Here is a 25,427-nt window from a genome sequence, read left to right on the forward strand (position 1 = left end):
TAAGGAGAGAAATGAATTGAATCTAGGAAATCCGATAGCCAAAGGAAATACGGCTGAAATTTATCTTTGTGATAATAAAGTTGTGAAATTGTTTAAAGAATGCCTCCCTAATACAGAATCTCTATACGAAGCACAAAAACAAAAGTATGCATATTCATGTGGTTTACACGTTCCTAAAGTATTTGAAGTTACAGAGATACAAGGTAGACAAGCTATTATTATGGAATATGTAGAAGGGGAAAGTGTTGGTGAGCTTTTGCTTAATAATTTGAGTAAAGCGGAGCATTACATAAGTATATGTGTTAGTGTACAACAAAAAATTCATGCTATATCTGTGAGCTCGGATGAAATAGAACCGATGGAAGAAAGGCTTTATCGTCAAATTAACTCCGTACATGATCTGGATGAAAAACAAAAGGGAAATATATTAAAAAAGTTAGATTCAATCACATTTGAACCTAGATTATGTCATGGTGATTTTCATCCGTTTAATTTAATTATGAGTAATGGTGATGTGAATATTATAGATTGGGTTGATGCTAGTTCAGGTGATATTCGTGCAGATGTGTTTCGGACATACTTATTGTATTCACAGAATTCAGTGGAATTAGCTGAAATGTATTTACATATATATTGCAAAAAAACAGGTCTATTAAGAGATGAAATTTTCCAGTGGGCTCCTATAATTACTGCGGCTAGATTGGCAGAGAATAAATCTCTATAAATAAAAGCTATCTTCATTTCTATATTTTTTCTTGCTAATTCTTTTCGATTTGTCATATACTAAAAAGAGACCAAACGTTTTCTTTTAGGAGGACACTATGCGTAAAGGTGAATTAACAAAAAGAATGATTCTTGATCGTTCCTCTGCCCTGTTTAATGTAAAAGGGTATAGTGGTTCTTCAATTTCTGATATTATGCGAGAGACTGGATTAGAGAAGGGTGGCATCTATCGTCACTTTAAAAATAAAGATGAATTAGCTATTCAAGCCTTCCAGCACGCAACTTCACAAATGGGAGTGCGTTATGTCGAAGAGATAAAAAAAACATCCAATACGTTGGATAAGTTAAAAACTTTTATTTCAGTTTTTACATCTCTCATTCATAATGATCCTCTTCCTGGAGGGTGTCCAATCATGAACGTAACGTTAGAAGCAGATGATTCCCATCCTCTCATGGCAGAACAAGCACAGATAGCGATGAATCAATTACTTGGAATAATTGAAAAGATTATTACGAATGGAATTGAGCAAGGAGAGTTAAAACCAGATACTCAAGCAAAGCAGATTGCTATCATCTGGATTTCTTCTCTTGAAGGAGCACTTGCCTTATCACGTTTATATCAAGATACAGTCTATATTGATGCAGTATCGTCTCAGCTTCTAGCTGAGTTGAAACAAAAAATTACGGCCAAGTGAGCCGTAATTTTTATCGTAAAAAAAGAGACCGTTCAGTTTCTTTTTTTAAGGGGGGTGATCCTGAATAGAAATTCCATGATGGAACTATGAAAAAACGGATGAGAGAAGAATGGTACTTTTACAAAATTGTAAATTGAAAAATGTGTAGAGTATAAAAGATTTTGATCTAGTGTTTTCCAATTTTCTTTTAGGAGTGTGAAAAGCTATATGAGAGAGATTGAAACAATCGTTATTGGTTCTGGACCTGGAGGATATGTTTCTGCAACTAGGGCTTCACAATTAGGACAACAAGTGGCAATTATAGAAAGAGAAAATATTGGCGGCGTATGTGCTAACGTCGGCTGTATCCCATCTAAGGCACTTATTTCTGTAGGTCATCGTTTTGAGGAAACAAAGCATTCAGAAGATATGGGTATTTTTTCTTCTGGTGTAAATGTGGACTTCGCAGAAGTACAAAAATTTAAAAACAACGTTGTAAAAAAATTAGTAGGTGGTGTAGAAAGATTATTAAAAAGTAATAAAGTAGAAGTGATAAAAGGTGAAGCTTATTTCATAGATGCTAACACTATACGAGTAACCAATAAAGATGCAGTTCAAACATATACATGTAAAAATGCAATTATAGCTACTGGATCACGTCCAGTTGAAATTCCAACATTTAAATTTACAAAACGTGTGATTAACTCTACAGGTGCACTTAGTTTAACTGAAGTTCCAAGTAAATTGGTTGTAATCGGTGGTGGTTACATTGGTACTGAATTGGGCTCTGCTTACGCTTCCCTCGGTTCTGTAGTAACAATTATTGAAGGAGGTAAAGATATTTTAACTGGCTTTGATAAACAAATGACTCAAATTGTGAAAGAAGACCTTATAAACAAAGGTGTTACAGTAATAGTAGATGCATCCGCTAAAGGTGTTGAAGAAGTTGAAAATGGTGTAATTGTTACCTGCGAAATTGGTGGTGAAGAAAAGAAAGTTGACGCTGATTACGTATTAATAACAGTTGGTCGTCGCCCTAATACTGAAAATATGGGTTTTGAAAAAATCGGTATTGAGTTTTCTGACCGCGGTTTATTAAAAGTTGATCAACAATGTCGTACTAACCTTCCGAACATTTTTGCTATCGGTGATATTATTACTGGTCCACAGCTTGCACATAAAGCATTTTACGAAGGAAAAGTAGCTGCCGAAGCTATCTCTGGTAAACTATCATTTGTTGATTATTTGGCAATTCCAGCAGTTTGCTTCACAACCCCTGAATTAGCAACGGTCGGTTATACCGAAGAGCGAGCAAAAGCAGAAGGCATGGAAGTAAAAATGGTTCAATCGCCATTTTCAGCAAACGGTCGTGCACTTGTATCAAATGAAGGAAAAGGGTTCTTGAGGCTATTGGTGCGTAGAGAAGATGGTGTATTAGTAGGTGCTCAAATCGTGGGTAATGGTGCATCAGAAATAATTGCCGAAATGGGTTTAGCAATCGAATCAGGCATGACAGTTGAAGATATTGCATTAACACCTCATGCTCATCCAACTCTAAGTGAGGTTGTGATGGAAGCTGCTGAGGCCTTAATTTACAAATTGAAATAGATAGTAATTTATAAAAATTTAATTGTTTCGCCTTTTAGAAATTCTAAATAAAATGAAGATGAAGTCTGAAGCTAGAGGACGGAGTAGATCCTTGTTCAAAAACGACAGTACATTTCAAATGATACATTATGGACAATTAATTGAGTTGTTTTTTACCAAAAAGAGACTGTTCGGTTTCTTTTTTGTTCAATTCATTAGAGATTACAAAGTGAAATCATGAAAAACAAATATGTGAGGAGAATACAAATGAGTCAATTTGTTAATTCAACAATAGAAGGTAAAAACTTTAGTGCTGTTCAAGTAGGAAAATGGGAGGATTTACTTCAATATAAAAATGGAAATCCATTTAAAGCTCCTGGAAAGGTATTTCTTAAAGATGACTTACAATGTACAGGGATGGAAGTTTCACTTAATGTTTTTCCTCCAGGTATTTCAATGTCTTTTTATCATAAGCATAGAGAAAATGAAGAGCTATATATCTTTGTCAAGGGACAAGGGGAATTCAAGATTGATGATGAAATCCTTGAAATCAAAGAGGGCACTGTCATTAGGGTAGCACAAGAAGGGGAAAGAATTTGGCGTAATAATTCAAGTGAACCGCTCTATTTTATCTGTATTCAAGCTAAAGCAGATACTTTGGAAGAAAGCAATATTGAGGATGGCATTAGGTTAAATAAATCTGTTGAATGGCTTGAGAAATAGGGTCCACTGTACGGTTAAATATTGTTTCACTACCTGTATATTGAAGGGTATTCAACTATAGAAAAGTGCCCCGAATTGTTAGACTATATCTAACAATTCGGGGCACTTCATAGGAAGAGAGTTTGTTTTTTGAATGAAACTATTCATATTTACGTAGGAATTGTATATTGGAAAGTATAGTGAACATGTGACAAACTTAGGTAGATGAGAAAATATGAAATTAAAAGATAATGCTGTTATTTAGTAGTTTTATATAATAAACCACAAGAAATATCAAAAGAGAGAAATTGATACCTCTTATAATTTTCGTTGAGGAGTGAAATAAATGAATGAGCATATACAACTTATGATCGATGGGATTGAGGGGAAGTTAAAAAGTGAATTTTCATTAGACGAATTGTCTCATTATATGGGCTATTCTCCTTATTATTGTTCTTTTAAGTTTCATCAAGTAACAGGTATAAGTATTAAGCGTTATATTCTTCTTAGAAGATTGTATTTATCTACTGAGGGTTTAAAGAAGGATAGAAAGATAATTGATATTGCCTTTGATTACGAATACTCCTCGCAAGAAGCGTATAGCCGAGCTTTCAAAAATATTTTTGGAATAAATCCGAGAGAATTTCAACTTAACAAAATGCCTATTCAATCATTTGTTAAACTCAATATAAATAATGGAGGAGAGTTTAAAATGAATATTTCTAGAAAAATAGAGGTTGAGCAGTTACGAAATGTGAGAAGTGAGCTGTTCGATAAAGATATACTTAACATATTAAATGGTCAATTTATGTATGAAGAATTTAAAAATAAAAAATTAATGGGGGAGTCTGATTACGCTCCATTTAATGAAGCGATGTGTGTAAATGCAACTACTGAACAAGTTTTTGATGAAGAGTTTATTAAAACCAGGGCAGAGGGACATAACAATTCAACAGAAAATTATATAAAAAAGGTCATTCATCCGTTAGAAGGTCTTTTTAAGAGTGAGTATAAATGTATCGTTTTATGGTTTGGTGAGGATATGTTTTGCCAAATGAACTTGCTCACATTACTTTCCTACCTTGAGCAGTCCGATTATGAGGGGAAAGTATATTTAAATAGCTTTAGAGAAGATGAATTCAAAGTCAGTCAAACTGAACTGAAGTTAGGTAACTATTGTTCTGTATACAAAGAGGTATTGGTAAATCATGAAAAACCATCTGTTGAATTACTTCCAGTGTTGTATCAGGCTATAAACTTATATTTAGATATGTTAAAAGAAGAGAATGCGGTAGTAAAATTCATCTCCAAAAATAAAGATTTACCAACCAAAGAATTATTAAAAAAGTTGTTTCATCTTTTCCCAACAATCGGATATGGAGACTCCCAATACATAGAACTTATCAATAGAATAAAATGAAATATCATTGGATTAATAGACTAAGAAGATGCACCTAAAAGCATAGGTGCATCTTTTTTAATTATATTTGTTCAATTAATTTCAATTCCTCTTCTACAAATGCCATTAATTCTTTTATTGTCTCACTAGAAAAATCAAAACGAATTCCAGCTGCTTCATATACTTCTGTTAAGGATTTAGAGCTACCTAAAGATAATGCTTTTTTATAATTTTGTAGAGCTTGTTTAGGATTCTCTTTATATTGTTTATACATTTGTAGTGCACCAAGTTGCGCAATTGCATATTCGATATAATAGAATGGTATTTCGAATATGTGTAGCACAGGTAACCAGCCAGTTGCTATCCAATTTTCATAACCTTCAATATTTACCACATTCGATTGGTAAGTGTTATGTAATTCTAAATATTTTCCATTTCTTTCTTTAGCAGTATGATTTGGATTTTCATACATCCAATGTTGGAATTGATCAACGATAAGCATTTGTGGTAAATACTTAACAATATCTTTAAAGAAATCTAATTTTGCTTTTATAAATTCTTCTGTATTCTCATAAAATGTATCCCAATACTCCATCGAAAACAATTCCATTGTCATGCTGGCTAGCTCAGCTGATTCTGAAGGGATTTCTAAATATTTTTGTAGCTTTAGCTGCTTCATACATTCATTATGAATACTATGGCCCATTTCATGGAGGAAAGTAGTAACATCATAATGTGTATGATTGAGATTCATAAAAATAAAAGATAATTGAGAAGCAGGTAAGTGTTCGCAAAATCCTCCAGGTGCTTTTCCTTTACGACTTTCTAAATCTAAGCAATCATTTTTATGCATACGGCTCAATAATGCAGAAAATTCTGGGTCTAGTTTTTGTAAAATATGAGAACTTTTTTCGATTAAATCACTCTCGTCTTCAATGGGTTTTAATACTTTTTGATTTGGTGCGGCTGCTTTTAGATCCCACGGACGAAGTGTATCTACTTGAAGTTCAGCTTTTTTCTCATTAAATATATTATCAATAAGTGGCACAACGTATTTACGAACGGATTCTGCAAGTTCATAGCAATCATCAGCCGTATAATCAAAACGTTCATATTTTTTAAACATATAATCACGATAATTATCTAATTGAATGTTTTTTGCCTTTTGGTGACGGATTGCAATTAATTCATTTAAAATATGTTGTAAATTATTTTCAACAGATAAGAATTTTTCAGAAATGAGCGTTTTTGCTTTTTTTCGTATATCACGATTCGGATTTTGTAAGTAAGACTGTAGTTCAGTAATTGTTTTTTCTTCGCCATCCCATAGTGCAGTCAAACTGCCTGTAATTTCGAAGTACTCGGTTACTAATTTGTCTTCTTTTACTTCTAAATCAATGTTCTTTTCACAAAATAATGTTTGCGCATTTTTTATTTTTTTATCTAGTAAGCTATAAGTTTTTGGATCAAGTTGCATTCGAAATGGTGACTCTAAATATTTATTATCAAAGGAATTTTGATAACGTTTCAAAAGAGGCTTTACATATTGTTGATCATATTCAAACGTATCTTTTATTTCTTTGTTATCTGTATTACATTGAAAGTCAATATAGTGTGATCTCAATTGTTCTTCGATTTCCCATATTAATTTCGACTGTATTTTCAGCCAATTTTCTAAATCTTCTCCTGAAGAAATGGGTTTACTTAATAAAGTAGATAATTCGTTCTCTAGCTCATGTATATTACGGATATCGATCGTATTAGAGTTCTGCATTATTTACCCCTCACTTTTTATTTACTCAAGGAGGTATTCTTCTTTTTCGCTATGATTCCTTTTTTTTCTAGAAAATTTGTGCCTATTACTCCAAGAACAATCATAAGTGTACCGACAATATGATAGTAGGCAATTTGCTCGTGTAAGAATACAACGCCTGCGATAATGGTAATAAGTGTAGATAAGTTGCTAAAAACACTTATTTTGGCTGCTTCAATATAAGATAATGAATAGTTTAATAATAATGCTGTCAGTAAGGAAGATAGTAATCCTAAATATAAAATGGAGATAAGGAATGTTCCATTCGTAAATGGCTTAAAGTATACAGTTATTGTACCTTTGTTCATATGGTCAATGATTGCGATGAAATTAAAACTAATAAAACCGATTGCTGTCATTGTGTATGTTAAATCCATCAGCTTGAATTTCTTTGTCATTTTTCGAGCTAATACATTGTAGCAAGCAGATGATAATGCCGATAATAAAATGAGATTAACACCGATAAAGCTCGTTTCATGAGCCCCTATACCATTCATAACAAATATATAAATGACACCTATGACAGAAATACATACTGATGTTTTTTGCCATGTATTCGTATATTCTTTTAAAAAATAGGAAGCTAGTATCATCGTAAATATAGGGATCGCTGCTTGTATAATTCCAGCTTCAGATGAACTTGTATATACTAAGCCAAATGCTTGGAAAGCAAAGAACAATGCTGGATAAAATATTGCGAGTGGTAAAAGTGTAAGTATGTTTTTAAATGATATATTTAACTTTACAAAACCGAAAATAACCGGAATGGTTGCTGCTATGAAGGCAACTGTAAAACGGTGAGCCAGAGTATCAAGAGGACTCGTAATGGTTAGTGCTAGTTTCACAAACATAAATGAAAACCCAATAATAAATGAATAGAGTAATGCTGATATATATGCTTTTGTTGTATTTTTCATAATTTCACCTCATAGTAGTTGATTTCTTACTGGCCAGTATACGTATATAGTAATCTTTCTGATCTAGTGCTACAATGTGAACAAATACAAACTGTACCGGTACAACTTAAATATTGGGGTGGTAATGATGTATAAGTATTTACATATTTTAAACGATTTAGAAAGTATGATTCAAAATGGTGAGATAAAAGAAGGAAAGAAATTACCGTCTATACGGTCACTCGTCACGCAATATGAATGTAATAAGGCGACTGTAATACGAGCGCTGCATGAATTAGAAAAGCGCCATATTATTTATTCTGTACCTCAAAGTGGATACTACGTTGTTAAGAAATCTGGGAGTTACATAGAAAATAACGAGATGATTGATTTTGCTTCCTCAGCACCAGATCCAGATGTTTTTCCATACTTAGATTTTCAACATTGTATTAATAAGGCAATTGATACATATAAAAATGATTTGTTTGTATACGGAACACCGAAAGGTTTACCATCATTAATTCCAGTCATTCAAAAACAACTGGCAAACTATCAAGTCTTTACAAAAGAAGAAAATATCTTTATTACGTCAGGTGTTCAGCAAGCACTTGTTATATTGACTTCTATACCGTTTCCGAATGGACATAGCACGATTCTAATTGAACAGCCAAGTTACCATTTATATATTGAATATGTAGAAACAAATAACATTCCTGTAATCGGAATTAAGCGTACGCATGAAGGGATAGATTTAAATGAACTAGAGAGGATATTCAGAACAGAAAAAATTAAATTCTTTTATACAACTCCAAGATTTCATCATCCACTTGGAACGTCTTATTCTAAAGATGAGAAAGAAAAAATCGTGCTATTGGCCAAGAAGTATAATGTATTTATAGTGGAAGATGATTATTTAGCAGATTTAGAAACAGATTCAAAAGCAGATCCGTTATATAGCTTACATAATTGTAATCATGTCATATATTTGAAAAGTTACTCGAAGATTATTTTTCCAGGTTTACGAGTCGGTGTGGCGGTTATTCCACCAGCTATTGCAAATGCTTTCCATAAATATAAAAAGATTTTAGACATTGATAGTCCAATGATATCTCAAGCTGCTTTAGAAATTTATATAAAGAGTGGCATGTTCGAACGCCATAAAAATAAAATTAAATCCTCCTATAATAATAGATCAAAAAAACTAGCAGAAACATTAGAAAAAGTGCATAATGAAAACCCACTTTTATTTACATATAAAAAGTATAATACAATAGGAATCCATACTTGTTTAGAAATAGATAAAACCAGTATTTTGGAAATATTTTCACAAAAATTGAGTGATATTCAAATAAATATTGATACTATTGATAAAAATTATCTAAGGGATTTTCCTAAAGAAAGACTGTTAAAGTTAAATGTATCGAATGTAAAAGAAAATCAGATAGAAGAAGGTATACGCAAAGTAATTGAGGAAATCAAACAATCAGAACGTCTAAATTTTCAATTTAAAAAAGAATAATACGAATAAGGAGGTTTGTTGTGAGACACAAATTAATAACCTTGTTTATATGTATTACTATAGTAATTGGAGCGATGGTAGTTACTAAATATTATATAGAAGATGATCAATGCATAGCAGTTGGTATGTATTCAAGAGGTATAATCGTAGATCAAAATAACGAACCTATATCAAATGTGAAAATTTATGAGGATTCAATTGAAAGTAAGGAACGTAGTATTTCAAATGAACAAGGTGAATTTGAAATTACAAATGGCGTTTGTGGTGACATTACGTTACAATTAGTTACTCCAAATAGCGAAATCTATACGAGGAAGTATGAAAGAAAGCATATACCCCAAGTTATAAAGTTGAATTATAAAAATGAAGGTGAATAAAATGAAACCATTACAAGGAAAAGTAGCAGTTGTAGCAGGTGCAACAAGAGGTGCTGGAAGAGGTATTGCGATGATGCTTGGTGAAGCCGGAGCAACTGTATATGTAACAGGAAGAAGTACAAAAGGGAATCTATCCTGTATGGGAAGAACAGAAACGATTGAAGAAACGGCAGAGCTTGTAACAAAGCAAGGCGGAATCGGAATCGCAGTTCGTGTTGATCATACGGTAGAAGAAGATATTAAAGTTTTATTTACAAAGATTCAAGAAGAACAAAATGGACAGCTTGATATTTTAGTAAACGATGTTTGGGGCGGCGATCCTTTAACAGAATGGGAGAAACCTTTCTGGGAACACAACTTACATAACGGACTACTCATGCAACAAAGAGCTGTTCATTCTCATATAATGACAAGCCATTACGGTGTACCATTAATGGTGAAAAATAAAATGGGACTTGTTATTGAAATTACAGATGGAGTCGATTATCAATATCGAGGTAATTTGTACTATAGTTTAGCAAAAGTCTCAACAATTCATTTAGCAGAAGCTATGGCGAAAGATTTAGAACAACACAATATTACAGCTGTCGCAGTTAGTCCAGGATTCCTTCGTTCAGAAGCGATGTTAGATATATTTGGTGTAACAGAGGGGAATTGGCGAGAAGGAGCTAAACAAGACCCTCATTTTATCGCATCAGAAACTCCTTTCTTTGTTGGAAGAGCAGTAGCAGCTTTAGCAAGTGATCCAAATGTTAATGAAAAAACGGGACGAGCGTTAAGTTCATGGGAATTAGGAAGAGAGTATGGATTTACAGATATGGATGGAAGGCGACCAGATTGGGGGAAATATTTCGAAGAAAATGTATTAAAACAAAATTAATATTTTTAGAGCACTCAATAGCTGAGTGCTCTTTTTCTTTATACTGTAAACAAATAATAAAGTCCTCTTAAAAAGAAAATGGTTATTTAAGCATTGGTATAAATGAAATAATGTCAAAAATAAGGTGACAAATCCAACTTACCCAAATACTTTTTGAATTTTTCCATATATAATTTAGTGCTAATCTAGCCGGGATTATAGTTATTAATAACTGCATTGGCACAAAACCATAAGATGGAATGTGCCATAAAGCGAACAACACACTACATATTAATGATGCCGTGCCAAATTTCAATCCTAATTTTTGTAATGCAATAATTATATTAGTGCATAGCAACTCTTCGCCCATTAACATAAAGGGAACACGATATAAAATCATAGAAATACTTATGACTCCAGCAACAGAATTTTTAGTTGCAGGTTCAAAAATGTAGCTGAATATTAAGCTGGAACCCATACCCACGATTATAGTTAAAGGCACACCCAAAAGTAATGTCTTAAACTTAAAATGTTTAAATTGATCTAACGATATTTTCCCTAAAAAATAGTATCCTATAATTCCACATAATGCAACATTCCATAAAGCTTCAAGAATCATTCTTAATACTTCGGGCATATTATCCCCTAAAAATGCGAAGAGTTGATATACAATCCCAGAAATAATTAATAAACCTAAAGCCAAAAGAGATTTTGAATCAATTTTCTTCTCTGTTCCCATAATCCTTGTTTCCACAACAAGCCCTTCTTTCTTATTTTTTGTTAATTATGAATATATAATAGCACATTATTTTCCGAAATAATGGTAATTGAGACGGCATAATAATTTTATTTTTTCAAATCAGTAAGTCCAAGATTAGGAGATTCCTTGCAAGAATCATTTACACCAAAACCTATTATTAATATCGTGATTAAATTAAAGCATTTTGAAAATGGTATGAAATAAAGTAATTATTAAACAAAAATAATAATCGCCCATCAAATTTTTGAGTAGGCGATTATTGTCTTTCTAAGAACAAAATTAAACAACTTTATTATCTCTACACATATATCGCATAAAACATTTTTAAAATTTTATTGAATAAATGGAAAATCATTACCAAATAAATGATATCCTTAAAGTATATTTTTTATTTTGTATAGGAGGGTGATGGAGTCTATGGCGGTACGTATAATCGATGATTTACAACAATTATCTTTGTTACTTATGTTTTTGAGTACATTAATATTTTACAGATACTTAAAGAAGATTAAACGAGAGAGAAAGCTGACTTTTTTCGAATGGACAATGTATTTTGTCACTCAATTCGCGACTTCCATTTGGGCAATTACTTATTTTATTAAATTCTTGTCTGAATCGTAAGTTACATTAAAAGATTTTAGTTTACTAAGTTATTGTTATCTATTAGGGATATAAATATAGTCCGTGTCTAAATCAATGACGACATCGCTCATAATGTCTTCTTGTAATGACTTTGGAATGTTTTCAAAATGATATCGTACACAAAATCAACTTACAAGATCCTCATTAGATAACTCTTCATTTTTTACGTTAAAATATATATTTTTCAACTCACTAATAGAACATTTATGACCCATAACATACTCATTAATTCCATATCCATCAAATTCAATTATCATGTTATCACTGTTGAGTGCTAGCCAACATTATAGCTTTAATTTTGGATGAATCTTTCATATTGATTATTATAGCTTAAAGTTTAGTGTGAATATATTTTTATAAAGTGAGAGGATATCAATGGAACAATATAAAATAGTTTTAGAAGGCTCTAAACAACTGAAGTGGCAAACGGATAAAATTAGGCCATTACAGGATGATGAAATTATCGTTAAAACAGTCGCAGGTGCAATAAGTATTGGGGCAGAGTTACCACAGTATCAAGAATCGGACATTTCAGATGTTAATCCTTTATATCCGAGAGAAACTGGATATGAAAGTTATGGTGAAGTTATTCAAGTTGGTAATAAAGTAACAAATTGGTCTGAAGAGTGTGTGAAATATCATAAAAATCCTTTAATGGGAATACTAGTAACATTCACTATTAAAGGATTGGGCTGTAATGAATATACTTTTTGAAAGTATTATTTTAATCCTCACTGGAATTATTGTTTTAAAATTGACAGGTAGTAAATCTGTTAGCCAAATGACGAGAGCTGAAATTATTATTGTTGTTTCTATAGGTCGTATTATTGTAGAACCTATATTAAGTAGGAAAGTAGTCCCATCTATTTTTGCTGCGTTTATTTTTGCGGGTGTTTTACTTATCATTCATTTTATTGAATTGAAATCACGAAAAGTAGAAAAGTTTCTAAATGGAACTAGCATTATTGTTATAGAAAACGGAGAAGTTTTAAAAAAGAATTTATTACGCGCAAAAATGTCAGAACAACAATTATTTATGCATCTGAGAGAAAAAGGTATACATGAAATCAAGAATTTACAACAAGCAACTGTAGAAACGAATGGACGGATTGGGTATCAACTAACTACTAAGGCACAACCAGTTACTTTGGAAATGTTAGAGAAGCTATTAGAGCAATACAATCTTAAAAAATAGTTTTAGACTGAAAAACGCTTCTTGTACATAAAGACACTTTTCACAAACATGTAAAAGTCCCTTCAGTAATACTGAAGGGACTTTCGTGTTATTTAATGTATCTATCAATTTGATTTGTGTCTATTAAGATTGGAAGGTATGATTTTTAACGGTCTCATCATATCATGGTCGTCATGCTCTAAACGATGACAATGCCATACATAATCTCCAGAATAGGGTTCAAACTTCATTATGATTCGAACGGTTTGTTCACCTGCTACTAGCACGGTATCTTTTAAACCGAAATCAGCTGGGAGAGGATCTAACAAGTTTCCATTCAAATCATGACGATCAAGAACTTGAAAATTAACTAGATGTATATGAATAGGATGAATCCCAACGGTCAAATTTACTAACTCCCATATTTCAACAGAATTAAGTAAAGGTGTTTCTGTCACGGGATCGTCCCATTCTTTATTATCTAATAAAAGCATTAGACGCCCAAATTCATCCTCTGAGTCATTTAATGTTAATCGTCTTACTTTCTTTACTTTTTCTACTGGAATAAAGTAAATGTTACTTAATTTGCATGGGATTTTACTTTTATCTGGGCAGGATAATGGTTTCGTTACTTGGAACTCCATAATCTCACCAGTTGGATTATCTAAATCACTTCCATTTTGTAATACTACTTTTTTTCCTACAAACCTTGAAAAATCAATAATAATGTCAATACGTTCTGCTGGTGAAACATCTAAACTTTGTACTTTAATCGGCCGTTTAAGAAGGCCACCATCAGTTCCTATTAAAAAGAATGAACTAAGGTCACTTAATTGGAACTTGTATGTGCGAGTATTGGAAGCATTTAATAAACGAAATCTATATTTGCGGGGCTCCGCTTTTAAAAATGGCCATACTTTCCCGTTAACTGCAATTGTATTTCCTAAAAATAGAGAAACAATAGAAGGGTATGGTAAACCTGGTGATGGGTCTTCTGGTTGAGCAGGATAAAATAGGGAACCGTCTGGATTAAAGGATTTATCTTGAACGATAAGCGGTATTTCGTGTTTTCCTTTAGGTAGGGGTAGTGATTTTTCTTCTTTATCACGAATCAAGTAAAGTCCTGCAAGACCCGCATATACATTTAAACGAGTAATCCCAAGTGCATGATCATGATACCAAAGGGTGGTTGCTCGTTCTCGATTCGTATAATGATAAATTTCTTTTACGAAACTAGGTCCTGTTTGTTGAAAGTTTTTCGTAAACCATGCTTCAGGATGACCATCGCTATCTGATTTACTTGGGCTTCCATGTAAATGTACAACAGTTCGTACTTCTGGGTTATCATGGGCCCCGTGAACGGTTGTATCAACAGGTAAGAAGTGTTTTTTAGGTAAATCGTTTGACCATCTCACATATACAGGATGATCTTTTTTAACCTCAAACGTTGGACCTGGTACCATTCCATTATAGCCCCATACTTTCGTCTTAGGTAAATCACTATGAAACTTGTGTAGCGTTTCAATCATACGTACATCATAAAACGGCTTACCTTTATATGTTCCTGTTGGTTTTATTGCGGAAGGAATTGGAAGGGGATCAATAAATTTTTTTAATTCCAAATATCGCTATCTCCTTTCATATAATAGAGTATAGTATATCTTATTTCATGAATGTGATATTGTTTGTATTTATCGTTATATTTTTAGTGTAATGAAGTATCTAATACGTTTAATAACACGCACTATCATTCCAACTGCAAAAATTTGTGTACATGGTTTTATTATTTTCATAACGATGGAAAGTAAAGAAACCTACATATAATATAAGTGTTGGTTTCTTTATTAAGAGAATAAGTAATAATCCATTATTATTTTTGATTTTCGGTCAATTATTTAAATGTAGCTATCGTATCATATAATCTTTCTAATCCAATCAACATATCTTTATCATTTAACATTGAATAACTAATTCGCAAGTGATTATATTGAGTTTCATGGTTTAATAGACAAGCTGTTCCGGGTAAAAAAGAAACATCTACTTCATTCGCTTTTTGTAATAATGTAAAAGGATCGATTGACCGAGGGAGTGTAACCCATAAGTTAAATCCACCATTAGGTATTTCAAATTCTAATTCTTTTAATGGAGATAATATATTAATTGTTAAATCACGTCTAATTTGTAAAGCTGTACGTAATTTTTCTAAATGATTTTTCATTCGTTCCGCTCGTAAAAAAGGAAGCAGTGCTTTCTGCGTTAATAAAGGGCTACCAATATCCATCGAGGCTTTCACTGCATATAACCATTCGAAGATATGTCCTTCAGCTACAAGCGCTGCAATGCGAAGACCTGGTGCTAACGTTTTACTAAATCCTTTTAAATATATAACATGACCATTTGTATCAAAGCTTTTTATCGTGGGAGGTACTATAGCATCCTCAAAATAAATTTCTCCGAAAGAGTCATCCTCAATAATGAAGAAGTTATAAAGCTCTGCTAGTTCTACAAGTTCCATTCTTCGTTTTTTACTCATTACTGTGCCCGTTGGATTCTGAAAAGTAGGATTCACATATAACAAGGCAGGATTTTTCCTTTGACAAATATCATCAATTAAGTCTGAGCGAATTCCGTTGTTATCAAGACTAACAGGGATAATTTGAACTCCTTTATTAACAAATACATCAAGCGCCGCTCCATAACATGGACTTTCTACTAACACTAAGTCTCCGGGCTTTAATAATGTTTGAGCGATTAAATCAATTCCTTGCTGGGCACCACTTGTAATTAATAATTGAGATGGATCTATAACTAATTGTTGGTGTTCTTTTAAGTAGTTTGTTATTTCCACTCTAAGTTCTTTATCACCTTGAACAGGTCCATAAGTTGCTAATATCATTTGATCCTTATTAAGTAATTTGTGCATTTCATCTGAAAGAAATGGATTTGGTAATAAACGTGGATAAAGAACCGCCTGTGAAAAATCGAAATATTTACGGTGTTGGTTCATTACATATTGAGAACGCATAACATTAATGGATTTCGTTTGTTGCCATTGATACGGAATTGGTTTGAAATCTTTATTCACACGTTTATGTATATAGGCACCTTTTCCTTGTTCAATTCGTATATAACCTTTCGTTTCTAACTGTTTATAAGCTTTACGAACAGTTAATAAACTAATTTGCAAATCATCGGCCATAGAACGTAAAGAAGGGAGGTAATCGCCATGTGAAAGCATCCCGCTTTGAATTCTCTCAACAATTTGCATATATATTTGTTGGTAATATGGTATGTTGGATTCTTTACGCAGTACTATCTTCATAGAATCACCTGTTTTTCTTTTTAATTCAATTAAAGCGAAAAACATGGAGGGAATCAACTATATTTTTATTCAACTGTTATATGCGTTGATACACTGTTATACACCATATCCTCTATACTCATTTCAAGAGTAAAAAGGAGGAAGAAAAATGGTCATTTTAAATTATATTTTAGTATGTATTATTTTTGGAACGACATTTTTAACGATAAAAATTGGAATAGAAGCGGGCGCACCACCATTATTTTCAGCTGGAATTCGTTTCTTTTTGGCGGGCCTTATTCTCATTATTATTTTTAAATTAAAGAGAAAGGATATTATGCCTTACTTATTATCAAAACGTATTATATATGCTGGTTTTTGTTTAACATTTATGACATTCGCGACCCTTTACTGGGCAGAACAATATATTTCTTCTGGATTAGCTGCAGTTCTATCTGCAACAGGTCCAATGATGATCTTGCTATTACAATCAAGGCGAAACAAAACAAAATTGCAAAAAGAACAACTTGTTGCTTTAGTTATAGCACTCCTTGGTGTTTTTTGCATTTCTTTACCTGGAATGCATCAAGAACTTACATTCATATGGAGTATCGCTTGCCTTGTTATATTAGTAGGAGAGTTGTTTTATGGAATAGGTTCTATTCGTTCAAAAGAAATACTTTCAGATTTACCTAACGTATCACCATTTCTCATTAACGGCATTCAAATGTTTTATGGAGGAGTTTTGTTGTTAATTGTATCTATCGTAATGGAACAGCCTAATCTAACGATCTTAACATCTTGGAATGTACAATGGCCAATTTTATATCTCATATTTGTAGGGTCTATCGGTGGACACGGTTTATATTACTGGCTTTTATCAAAAACAAATCCTGTATTTCCATCAACGTGGTTATATGTATCTCCGTTAATCGCTGTTATTGTAGGTTATTTTGTATTAGGAGAACCATTAAATCCTACAATGGGAATTGGTGCTTGTTTAATCTTGATTGGTGTATTTTTAGCAAATCGTACTACACTTGGAGTGTATTTCAAGCAAGGAAGGTTGTTAAAAAAAGAGATGTAGTTAAAGTTTAATGATGTGGAAAACAGCGGAAAACGTATTCAAACTTTAGAAGAAAATGATTAGCACATTAGAATACAGATTAGAGATAGTAAAATCAAAAACACAGTGGGGGAAATAACCAACTGTGTTTTTATATAGGGTATATTTAATTTTACACTTAACTAAATCGATCGCATATTGTTTGGTGGAAGAATGTTATTTTTTTATTACGGTATTGCCCATCGCAATAGAAATTCGATTCCAACTGTTTATTTGATTAATGATTAACACAAGATCAACATATTGTTTTTCGTCAAAGTATTCACGTACTCGGTTGTATAGATTTTCAGGAACTCTTTTAGTAGGAATGAGAGTAATATGCTCCGATAGTTCCAGAGCAACTTTTTCTTCAGGAGTATAAAAATCACAATCATCCCAAGCATTTAAGCAATAAATTCTTTGCTCGGTTTCACCTAATTTTCGAGCGTCAGAAGTATGCATATCGATACAATAAGCACAACCATTAATTTGAGAGACTCTAATTTTTATAAGCTCTCTAACAGCACGATTAATTGAGGATTTTTTCGTGTATTTCTCCATATCCATCATAATTTTCATACCATCAGGTGAAATATCATAGTAGGCAATTCTTTGACTCATAAGACAAAACCTCCATTATTATAAGTTTTTATAATAAAAACACACTAGGTCGCTATTGGGACTTCTAGTGTGTTTTCGTAATTAATTTACTTTTTTAATAAAACCTTTATAATGACGTTTCACAAGCTGACTTTCAAGCGTCTTCATCGTTTCTAATGCTACACCTACGATGATAAGTAAGCTTGTGCCACCGATTTGGGCAGAAGGTGGTAATGTTGCGATTTTCGTGAATACGAGCGGTAATATTGAAATTGCGCCTAAGAAAATGGCACCGATAAATGTTAAGCGATATAAAATTTTTGTTACATACTGTTCTGTAGATTTACCTGGACGAATACCAGGTACGTATCCATTTTGCTTTTTCAAATTCTCAGCCATTTGTTCAGGGTTCACTTGAATGAATGCATAGAAATATGTGAAAGCAACGATAAGACCTACATAAAGTGTCATTCCAAATGGATGTGCAAAATCAAGATTCGCAATTATCCATTTAGATACGCTTGAATCAGGGAAGAGCTGCGCAATTGTACGCGGCGTCATTAAAAAGGCAGAAGCAAAGATAACAGGAATTACACCTGCACTATTTACTTTAAGAGGTAAATGAGTGTTTTTTGCTCCTTGATATTGATTGTTTCCTGAAACAGCTTTTGCATATTGAATCGGTATTTTTCGAACTGCTTGCTGGATGTAAATAACACCAACAACAATCGCTAAAATAACAAGTCCAATTAAGACCATTTTTATAATGTGCATAAATAATTGATCGCCTGCGTTTTGGAATTGTTGTAAATAAATTTGATTTGCAACATTTGGAATCGCCGCAACAAGTCCTGCGAAGATAATCATTGAGATTCCATTCCCAACGCCATTAGCGGTGATTTGTTCACCTAACCAAAGTAAAAATGCAGTACCAGCAGTTAATACTGTCGCAATAAATAAGTATGTAGTCCAGCTTGGATCTGTAATTAATTGTCCACCTGCTATATTATTAAAACCATAAGACATCCCAATGGATTGTATGAATGCGAGAATGATTGTAAAGTATCGAGTAAATTGAGCTGATTTCTTACGGCCCATTTCTCCTTGCTTTGCCCATTCTGTAAATTTAGGTACAACGTCCATTTGTAGTAATTGTACAATGATAGAAGCTGTAATATATGGTGTGATACCTACAGCAAAGATCGAGAAGTGTTGCAGTGCTCCCCCGCCAAATACGTTTAGCATGCCTAAAACGTTAGCTTGATCTTGTATTTTTAATACCTCTGCGTTAGTATGAGGAACTGGAATAAACGTGCCAATTCGAAAAACGATTAGCATCGCTAGTGTAAAAAGAATTTTGTTTCTTATCTCAGCTACTCTCATGAAATTTGAAATCGTACGAAACATTATGTCGCCTCCTATATTTTTATCAGCTCAAAACTGATTATTATATCCCGATGAAGTAACCACAAACCTCCTTCCGCATTAAATTCATTTGACAAATGGAATTTCATACATTTTGTAGTTTTCACGGATATAAAAATATAAGGTGTTATACGAGCGACCTATTAACTTTTCGTAATCATTCAATACCCATAATATATCGAATAAATTAACAAATGTACATACATACGCATGAAAAATGAATAAATAGGCTGATTTTTAACATTTATTTAATGCTAGATTGATAATTAGGAACGTTTTATGCAGTTGTATTGAAAGAATTCCGTGGAAAGCATTATGGTGTAGCTGTAGTACATGTAAACCTCAAGGATATTGAGAAAACTCATATTTTTCGTCGTGAATTAGAGAAACTACTAAAGAAAAGATTGGATGGGAATAATAGTGAAGGAAAATCTTTTTTCCATAGAGAATATTTCTAGCGTAGGAATCTAAGTATGTAGGTTCTAATGAAAGGAGAATTCACATGAATACATTTGTAAATGACAAGTTTTATGAAACTAGAAATCAATTATTTGAGGAAATTACTTTGTTAAGTGATGCTCAATTTAATAGGAAACCAGATAAGGACAAATGGAGTATAGCACAAGTTTGTCATCACTTAGTTTTATTAGATGAGAGAGTTATAACAGTTATTTCATCGGGATTAAAAAAGATGGATAGTATCTTAAATGAGCGTAAAGAAATTCACACTATTTTATTAGATAGATCGATAAAATTTATAGCCCCAGAAATGATTGAACCAAGTATAGAACCATTTGAAGTGCAGCAAATGGTTGATTTGTTAAACGACTCTAGAAAAGAATTGATGCGTTTCCTGAGTACAATAGAAGATGAATCTATATTAGCGAAAAAATCAGTGACGCATCCAGCTCTTGGAGAATTACTTCTTGATCAGTGGATAGAACTGATCTATTTGCATGAACAGCGTCATATAGAACAAATCAAAGAGATAAAATTGCTTTGTGAAGTTGAAAAGTAAAAATCATTGTCTATTTTTTAAGCGATTTGGGATAGCATCAAGGTTTCGAGTGATAAAATAGAAGTCCTGATTAAAATTATGATGAATTTAGTTGAAAGCAACCAATAATCAGAAGAAAATACGAAACTAGCAGATTTTACTCTTGAAGAGGAAACGAACATTCGAAAAAATGCTGAATCCGATATGCTGTATAAGTGTAACCCCGTCTTAAGTGGAGAGCGGGGTTATTATTTTTGGAAGTACATATACATCTACCGTTGGTTTAGCACTCTTCACACGTTTGAGGAAGAAGTATTTTGTCAGAAAACGATAAAATACAATTCTGTTAGGGGATATATGCATTTTATTCTCTTTATTTTTGCAGTTGAATTTTTCCGAATAATAAGTTACATTTTTAAAGTTCAAGCAACTTTATGACAGTACAAAAAGGGGAGAAATATTGTTATTATGCAAAAAATGAAATGGAAGAACTATGTATGCTATTTTATTATTCTTATGCTTCTTGTAACAGCAGTAACAGTCAAACCAGCTATTTCTAAGGCTGAGGAATCTGATGTTAATATTACATTGTTAGGTACTGCAGATATTCATGGTAGATTTATGCCTTGGGATTATGCGCTTGATGGAGCAAATATGAGTGGAAGTTTGACTCAGCTTTATACGGTTATAAAGAAGGTACGTCAAGAAAATCCAAATACCATATTAGTAGATGCCGGGGATACAATTCAAGGAAACTCAGTAGAATTATTCAACGATAAGCCACAATCGCCAATGATGGTAGCGATGAATACAATGGGATATGACGCCTGGGCATTTGGAAATCATGAATTCAACTTTGGATTAGATACATTGAAAAAAGTTAGTGAGCAATATAAGGGAAAGACGTTAGCAGGAAATATTTATAAGGAAAATGGAGAGCGTTTTCTTCCTGCATATACGATTGTTGAAAAAGGTGGAATTAAAGTCGGGATTATTGGCATGAATACACCAATGATTAGTGATTTTGAAAAAGGGACAGATCATTTGGATGGTTTAGTAGTGAAAAATCCAGTAGAAGAGACAAAAAAGGCAATTAAAGAATTAGAAGGTAAAGTAGACGTAATGGTAGGGGTTATGCATATGGGACTAGAAAATGAGAATGGAATCCCAGGTACTGGTGTTCAAGATATTGCGAATGCTTGTCCGGAACTAAGCGCTATTTTTGCGGCTCATATGCATAAACTTGTAAAAAAAGAAGTTGTAAATGGCGTAATTATTACAGAACCAGATAAATATGGAACGCATATTTCACGTATTGACCTTACTTTTACAAAGCAAGATGGAAAGCTTGTTTTAAAAGATAAAACTGCTACCGCTATACCTGTAAAAAATGCTGATGGAACAACAGTATTATCTGATTCTACACTTGAAGAAACACTAACACCTTTTCATGAGTATGCGAGAGGAGATGCAAATGTTGTAGTCGCTCAATTAAAGGGTAGAAACCTTGTTCCTGAAAATGAAATAAAGGGTATTCCAAGTGTGCAGATTCAAGAGACACCTTTATCAGATTTCTTTCATGAAGTCATGCTCTATTACAGTAAAGCGGATGTAGTAGCCCATCAAATTGATAATGATTATGCCCGTTTGGATATTGGTCCTATAAAGAAGAAAGATATTGCGTATAATTATCAATATGCTTTGGGAGAAATTACAGTATATAAGATAACTGGAAAAGATTTAAAAGACTATATGGAATGGGCAGCAGGATATTTTAACTCATCTCGTGCCGGAGATGTAACAGTTAGTTTTGATAAAAACCGTCGTGCGTCTAAATACAGTACGAACGATTTCTTTGGAGGCGTAAAATACGAAATTGACTTAACAAAACCATATGGAAATAGAATTACAAATTTACGCTCTATTCGTACAAATAAACCAATCAAAATGAGCGATGTTATGACGCTAGGAATGAATGCGTATAGAATGGAGGCTCTTCAGGCAAAAGGGGGAGCTTTAGAGGGACGTAAATTTGAACAAACTTGGTCATCTAAACAAGAGAATGCATTCGGAGAAACAGGCGGAACCATTCGTAACCTTGCTATTACATATTTAAAAGAGGTAAAGAACGGTGTATACACGCCAAAAGTTATGCATAATTGGAAAATTACTGGTGTAGATACACATTCTTCCGAGCATAAGGCTGTAGTTGATCTTGTAAATAAAGGGATTTTAGAAATCCCAAAAACAGAAGATGGAAAATATACAAATATAGCATCTATAAATACTAAAGATTCAATTACAAAAGAAGAGATTGTAGCACTCTCACAAAAAGCTAATATTAATCCAAATCAGTTTAATCATGTAAAAAGAAAAGGTGAATTTTACAAAAAACTTAGTAGGATAATTAAATAAATATAAAAAAGATGGCTCTCGTGCAAAAAACTATTAAACTTGGACATACCATTATCCTAAAAAAGTTTGTGATCGGTATGGAAATATAGAGAATCATCGGTAAAAAATCCCCTGGATTGCTTTAAAAATTCAGGGGGTTTTTCATTTGAATAATTATTGTTTCATTTCTCACTATGTATATTTATAATATGCTTTAAAAGAACATACCTTAAGTTAATAACATGCAATAGATATGTCCTTTTCTATATTTAAATGGGGAGACAAATTTATCTTTAAAAGATATTTTTGACAAGATAAAAAAGCCTGAAACTCATATAAGACTTCAGCAGTCTCAAAACGTTACAATCCATGCAGCTATAGACATAAATAACAAAATTATATTGAAAAATCTAACTTGTATATGCGTTGCCTCACTAAAGTATTTATCTACTACTCTTAAAATAGTAAAGAGTGGGTTTTTATGTTGTTATTTAGATGTAAGTGTACTTTGATTAGAATGAATATAGATAATTAACAACTAACCAATTGGATGAGCGCCTAAAAGGGCTCATTTTTTATTGAAATTAATATACATATATGTGTCGTTCTTTATTTATATCATCGCCAAATATATGTAATTTGCATAATATTACATATATTTTGTATTTTCTCTTTTTTCGACATAAATAGACAGTATACTTTGTACAAGCTTTCTATTTCAAAAATTATACGAGGTGAAAAAATGAAAAACACAAAGACATTAACTAAGGTAGCGTTAACAACAGGCTTAGCTTTAACAGCTGTAGTACCATATGGAGTAGGTCATGCAGAGGAAACCGATCAACTACAAGTTCAAATTCAAGAGGATTCGTTCCGTACAGGTGAACTTACACAACCGTCACAAAAGGCACCAGAGAATGTAGTGAAAGATGCTCTTAAGGAGAAAACAGAACAAGCCTTGTCTCCAAAACAAGTAAATGGAGAAACTGGAGTGGATTATAAAGTTCTTCAAAAACGTGGTTCGTATGATGGAACTACACTTGTACGTATACAACAAACATATGAGGGGAAAGAAGTATATGGGCATCAATTAACTGCACATGTAGATAAAAAGGGTGTTATTAAAAGTGTTTCAGGAGATAGCGCGCAAAATTTAAACCAAGAAAATTTAAAAAAACCTAGTAATCTATCAGAAGAAGTAGCGAAACAATATATTTATACGAAGTATGGGAGCGATATCAATTATATTTCTGAGCCAGAAGTAAAGGAAGTTATTTTTGTTGATGAAAATAATGGACAAGCTAACAATGCATACCAAGTTACATTTGCGGCAGCAACACCAAACTATGTATCTGGAACATATCTAGTAAATGCACAGAATGGGGATATGTTAAAAAATATGGTTCAAGAATCCAACTTAAAAGCAAGTGAAAAGCTTGTTGGAGCCTTAAAGGAAAGTAAAAAAAGCAATCTTACATCATTAACTGGAACAGGAAAAGATGATTTAGGTATATCTCGTACATTTGGCATTTCTAAACAAAGTAATGGAAAATATGCACTTGCTGATTACACAAAAGGGCAAGGAATTGAAACATATGATGTAAATTACAGAGATATTACTAAAGAAGAAAGCTATTATCCTGGTACACTAGCAACTAGCAATTCGACAACATTTAATGATCCAAAAGCGGTAAGTGCTCATTACTTAGCAACAAAGGTATTTGATTTTTATAAAGATAAATACAAGCGTAATAGTTTTGATAATAAGGGACAAAAGGTAGTTTCAGTTGTACATGCTTGGGATTCTGAAGATACGAACGATCCGAAAAATTGGCAAAATGCATTAAGTGCTAATAATGGAAGTATGCTTGTATATGGCGATCCTATTGTCAAGGCATATGACGTAGCTGGACATGAATTTACACATGCTGTTACTTCTAGCGAATCTAATCTTGAATATTACGGTGAATCTGGTGCGATTAATGAGGCGCTATCTGATATTATGGGAACATCTATTGAGAAATACGTAAATAATGGAACCTTTAACTGGACAATGGGAGAACAAACTGGATCTGTTTTCCGTGATATGGAAAACCCAGCTTCCGTTCCATCTTCACTTGGAGTACCTTATCCAGATGATTATAGTGAATTTAACGATTTTAATGGATGGGATCAGGGCGGCGTTCATTTTAATTCAAGCATTATTAATAAAATTGCGTATCTTATTGCAAAAGGCGGAACTCATAACGGAGTAACTGTTAAAGGGATTGGTGAAGATAAAATGTTTGATATTTTCTATTATGCAAATACAGATGAGTTAAACATGACTTCTAATTTCAAAGAATTGAAATCTGCATGTATTCGAGTGGCAACTAATAAATATGGAGCGAATACAGCTGAAGTTCAAGCAGTTCAAAAGGCATTTGATGCAGCAAAAATTAAGTAAGTTAGAAATATAGTTTTTATTCATATATTAATAC

General features: G+C 32.7%; 21 protein-coding genes and 2 pseudogenes. 15 read left to right on the top strand and 8 right to left on the bottom strand.

Annotated elements, in window-relative coordinates; genetic code table 11:
- The first annotated feature begins 16 nt into the window (after positions 1–16).
- The 5 genes from NSQ47_RS07225 to NSQ47_RS07245 all read left to right on the top strand — a co-directional run bounded on the left by NSQ47_RS07225 (position 17) and on the right by NSQ47_RS07245 (position 5,106).
- Entirely contained in the window at positions 17–724 is a 708-nt protein-coding gene (locus tag NSQ47_RS07225; RefSeq protein ID WP_340823947.1) for a phosphotransferase family protein, read from the top strand.
- A 97-nt stretch (positions 725–821) separates the two neighbouring features.
- Positions 822–1,418 carry a TetR/AcrR family transcriptional regulator gene (locus NSQ47_RS07230; protein WP_340823948.1) on the top strand — a complete coding sequence of 199 codons (597 nt, stop codon included), beginning with the start codon at positions 822–824 and terminating at the stop codon, positions 1,416–1,418.
- A 207-nt stretch (positions 1,419–1,625) separates the two neighbouring features.
- Entirely contained in the window at positions 1,626–3,005 is a 1,380-nt protein-coding gene (lpdA, locus tag NSQ47_RS07235; RefSeq protein ID WP_341036472.1) for a dihydrolipoyl dehydrogenase, read from the top strand.
- A gap of 246 nt (positions 3,006–3,251) precedes the next feature.
- A complete protein-coding gene (locus NSQ47_RS07240; protein ID WP_002161687.1) occupies positions 3,252–3,707 on the top strand; it encodes a cupin domain-containing protein in 456 nt (151 codons plus the stop codon).
- A 325-nt stretch (positions 3,708–4,032) separates the two neighbouring features.
- Positions 4,033–5,106 carry a helix-turn-helix transcriptional regulator gene (locus NSQ47_RS07245; RefSeq protein WP_341036473.1) on the top strand — a complete coding sequence of 358 codons (1,074 nt, stop codon included), beginning with the start codon at positions 4,033–4,035 and terminating at the stop codon, positions 5,104–5,106.
- A 61-nt stretch (positions 5,107–5,167) separates the two neighbouring features.
- Here the strand turns inward: NSQ47_RS07245 and NSQ47_RS07250 are convergent, their stop codons facing one another.
- Both NSQ47_RS07250 and NSQ47_RS07255 read right to left on the bottom strand, forming a co-directional pair.
- Positions 5,168–6,859 carry a M3 family oligoendopeptidase gene (locus tag NSQ47_RS07250; RefSeq protein WP_341036474.1) on the bottom strand — a complete coding sequence of 564 codons (1,692 nt, stop codon included), beginning with the start codon at positions 6,857–6,859 and terminating at the stop codon, positions 5,168–5,170.
- A gap of 17 nt (positions 6,860–6,876) precedes the next feature.
- Entirely contained in the window at positions 6,877–7,815 is a 939-nt protein-coding gene (locus NSQ47_RS07255) for a DMT family transporter (RefSeq protein WP_340823959.1), read from the bottom strand.
- A gap of 127 nt (positions 7,816–7,942) precedes the next feature.
- On the opposite strand from NSQ47_RS07255, the gene NSQ47_RS07260 reads away from it, so the two are divergent.
- Genes NSQ47_RS07260 through NSQ47_RS07270 form a run of 3 tightly spaced genes read left to right on the top strand, consistent with a single transcriptional unit; the run spans position 7,943 to position 10,570 of the window.
- On the top strand, positions 7,943–9,313 hold the full coding sequence (locus NSQ47_RS07260) for an aminotransferase-like domain-containing protein (RefSeq protein WP_088078590.1): 1,371 nt from the start codon (positions 7,943–7,945) through the stop codon (positions 9,311–9,313).
- Positions 9,314–9,333: 20 nt separating this feature from the next.
- Positions 9,334–9,690, top strand: coding sequence for a carboxypeptidase regulatory-like domain-containing protein (locus NSQ47_RS07265; protein ID WP_088078591.1), 357 nt, complete (start codon positions 9,334–9,336; stop codon positions 9,688–9,690).
- Between the two features lies 1 nt (position 9,691).
- Positions 9,692–10,570 carry an SDR family oxidoreductase gene (locus NSQ47_RS07270; protein ID WP_340823964.1) on the top strand — a complete coding sequence of 293 codons (879 nt, stop codon included), beginning with the start codon at positions 9,692–9,694 and terminating at the stop codon, positions 10,568–10,570.
- 82 nt (positions 10,571–10,652) lie between these two features.
- Here the strand turns inward: NSQ47_RS07270 and NSQ47_RS07275 are convergent, their stop codons facing one another.
- Positions 10,653–11,303, bottom strand: coding sequence for a CPBP family intramembrane glutamic endopeptidase (locus NSQ47_RS07275; protein WP_340823966.1), 651 nt, complete (start codon positions 11,301–11,303; stop codon positions 10,653–10,655).
- A gap of 423 nt (positions 11,304–11,726) precedes the next feature.
- Between NSQ47_RS07275 and NSQ47_RS07280 the strand changes: the two genes are divergently transcribed.
- Entirely contained in the window at positions 11,727–11,930 is a 204-nt protein-coding gene (locus NSQ47_RS07280; RefSeq protein WP_088078594.1) for a hypothetical protein, read from the top strand.
- A 35-nt stretch (positions 11,931–11,965) separates the two neighbouring features.
- Here NSQ47_RS07280 and NSQ47_RS07285 read toward each other — a convergent pair.
- Positions 11,966–12,208 (bottom strand): annotated as a pseudogene (locus tag NSQ47_RS07285) (hypothetical protein).
- Between the two features lie 118 nt (positions 12,209–12,326).
- Here NSQ47_RS07285 and NSQ47_RS07290 point away from each other — a divergent pair.
- Both NSQ47_RS07290 and NSQ47_RS07295 read left to right on the top strand, forming a co-directional pair.
- Positions 12,327–12,617: pseudogene (locus NSQ47_RS07290) on the top strand (hypothetical protein); the annotation flags it as partial.
- A 31-nt stretch (positions 12,618–12,648) separates the two neighbouring features.
- Positions 12,649–13,146, top strand: coding sequence for a DUF421 domain-containing protein (locus NSQ47_RS07295; RefSeq protein ID WP_144507301.1), 498 nt, complete (start codon positions 12,649–12,651; stop codon positions 13,144–13,146).
- A gap of 104 nt (positions 13,147–13,250) precedes the next feature.
- On the opposite strand, the gene NSQ47_RS07300 is transcribed toward NSQ47_RS07295, so the two are convergent.
- Complete coding sequence (locus NSQ47_RS07300) at positions 13,251–14,747, bottom strand: multicopper oxidase family protein (RefSeq protein WP_341036476.1); 1,497 nt, start codon at positions 14,745–14,747, stop codon at positions 13,251–13,253.
- A gap of 269 nt (positions 14,748–15,016) precedes the next feature.
- A complete protein-coding gene (gene pdxR / locus NSQ47_RS07305; RefSeq protein ID WP_340823973.1) occupies positions 15,017–16,447 on the bottom strand; it encodes a MocR-like pyridoxine biosynthesis transcription factor PdxR in 1,431 nt (476 codons plus the stop codon).
- A 148-nt stretch (positions 16,448–16,595) separates the two neighbouring features.
- Between pdxR and NSQ47_RS07310 the strand changes: the two genes are divergently transcribed.
- The gene (locus tag NSQ47_RS07310; RefSeq protein WP_088078601.1) at positions 16,596–17,513 is read left to right on the top strand and encodes a DMT family transporter; all 918 of its coding nucleotides are present in this window, start codon (positions 16,596–16,598) and stop codon (positions 17,511–17,513) included.
- Positions 17,514–17,708: 195 nt separating this feature from the next.
- On the opposite strand, the gene NSQ47_RS07315 is transcribed toward NSQ47_RS07310, so the two are convergent.
- Together NSQ47_RS07315 and secY are read right to left on the bottom strand one after the other, a co-directional pair.
- Positions 17,709–18,152 (bottom strand): carboxymuconolactone decarboxylase family protein, encoded by a 444-nt coding sequence (locus NSQ47_RS07315; protein ID WP_088078602.1) that lies wholly within the window; start codon positions 18,150–18,152, stop codon positions 17,709–17,711.
- Positions 18,153–18,233: 81 nt separating this feature from the next.
- On the bottom strand, positions 18,234–19,538 hold the full coding sequence (secY, locus tag NSQ47_RS07320; RefSeq protein ID WP_340823976.1) for a preprotein translocase subunit SecY: 1,305 nt from the start codon (positions 19,536–19,538) through the stop codon (positions 18,234–18,236).
- Positions 19,539–20,058: 520 nt separating this feature from the next.
- Here secY and NSQ47_RS07325 point away from each other — a divergent pair.
- From NSQ47_RS07325 to NSQ47_RS07335, 3 genes are all read left to right on the top strand, one after another.
- Positions 20,059–20,574, top strand: coding sequence for a DinB family protein (locus NSQ47_RS07325; RefSeq protein ID WP_088078604.1), 516 nt, complete (start codon positions 20,059–20,061; stop codon positions 20,572–20,574).
- Positions 20,575–21,021: 447 nt separating this feature from the next.
- On the top strand, positions 21,022–22,968 hold the full coding sequence (locus tag NSQ47_RS07330; RefSeq protein WP_002200394.1) for a bifunctional metallophosphatase/5'-nucleotidase: 1,947 nt from the start codon (positions 21,022–21,024) through the stop codon (positions 22,966–22,968).
- A 721-nt stretch (positions 22,969–23,689) separates the two neighbouring features.
- Entirely contained in the window at positions 23,690–25,393 is a 1,704-nt protein-coding gene (locus tag NSQ47_RS07335; protein ID WP_341036478.1) for a M4 family metallopeptidase, read from the top strand.
- Positions 25,394–25,427: the final 34 nt, after the last annotated feature.

It is taken from the genome of Bacillus sp. FSL R10-2780, assembly GCF_038006125.1.
In the GTDB taxonomy this organism is placed as follows: Bacteria; Bacillota; Bacilli; order Bacillales; family Bacillaceae_G; genus Bacillus_A; species Bacillus_A cereus_U.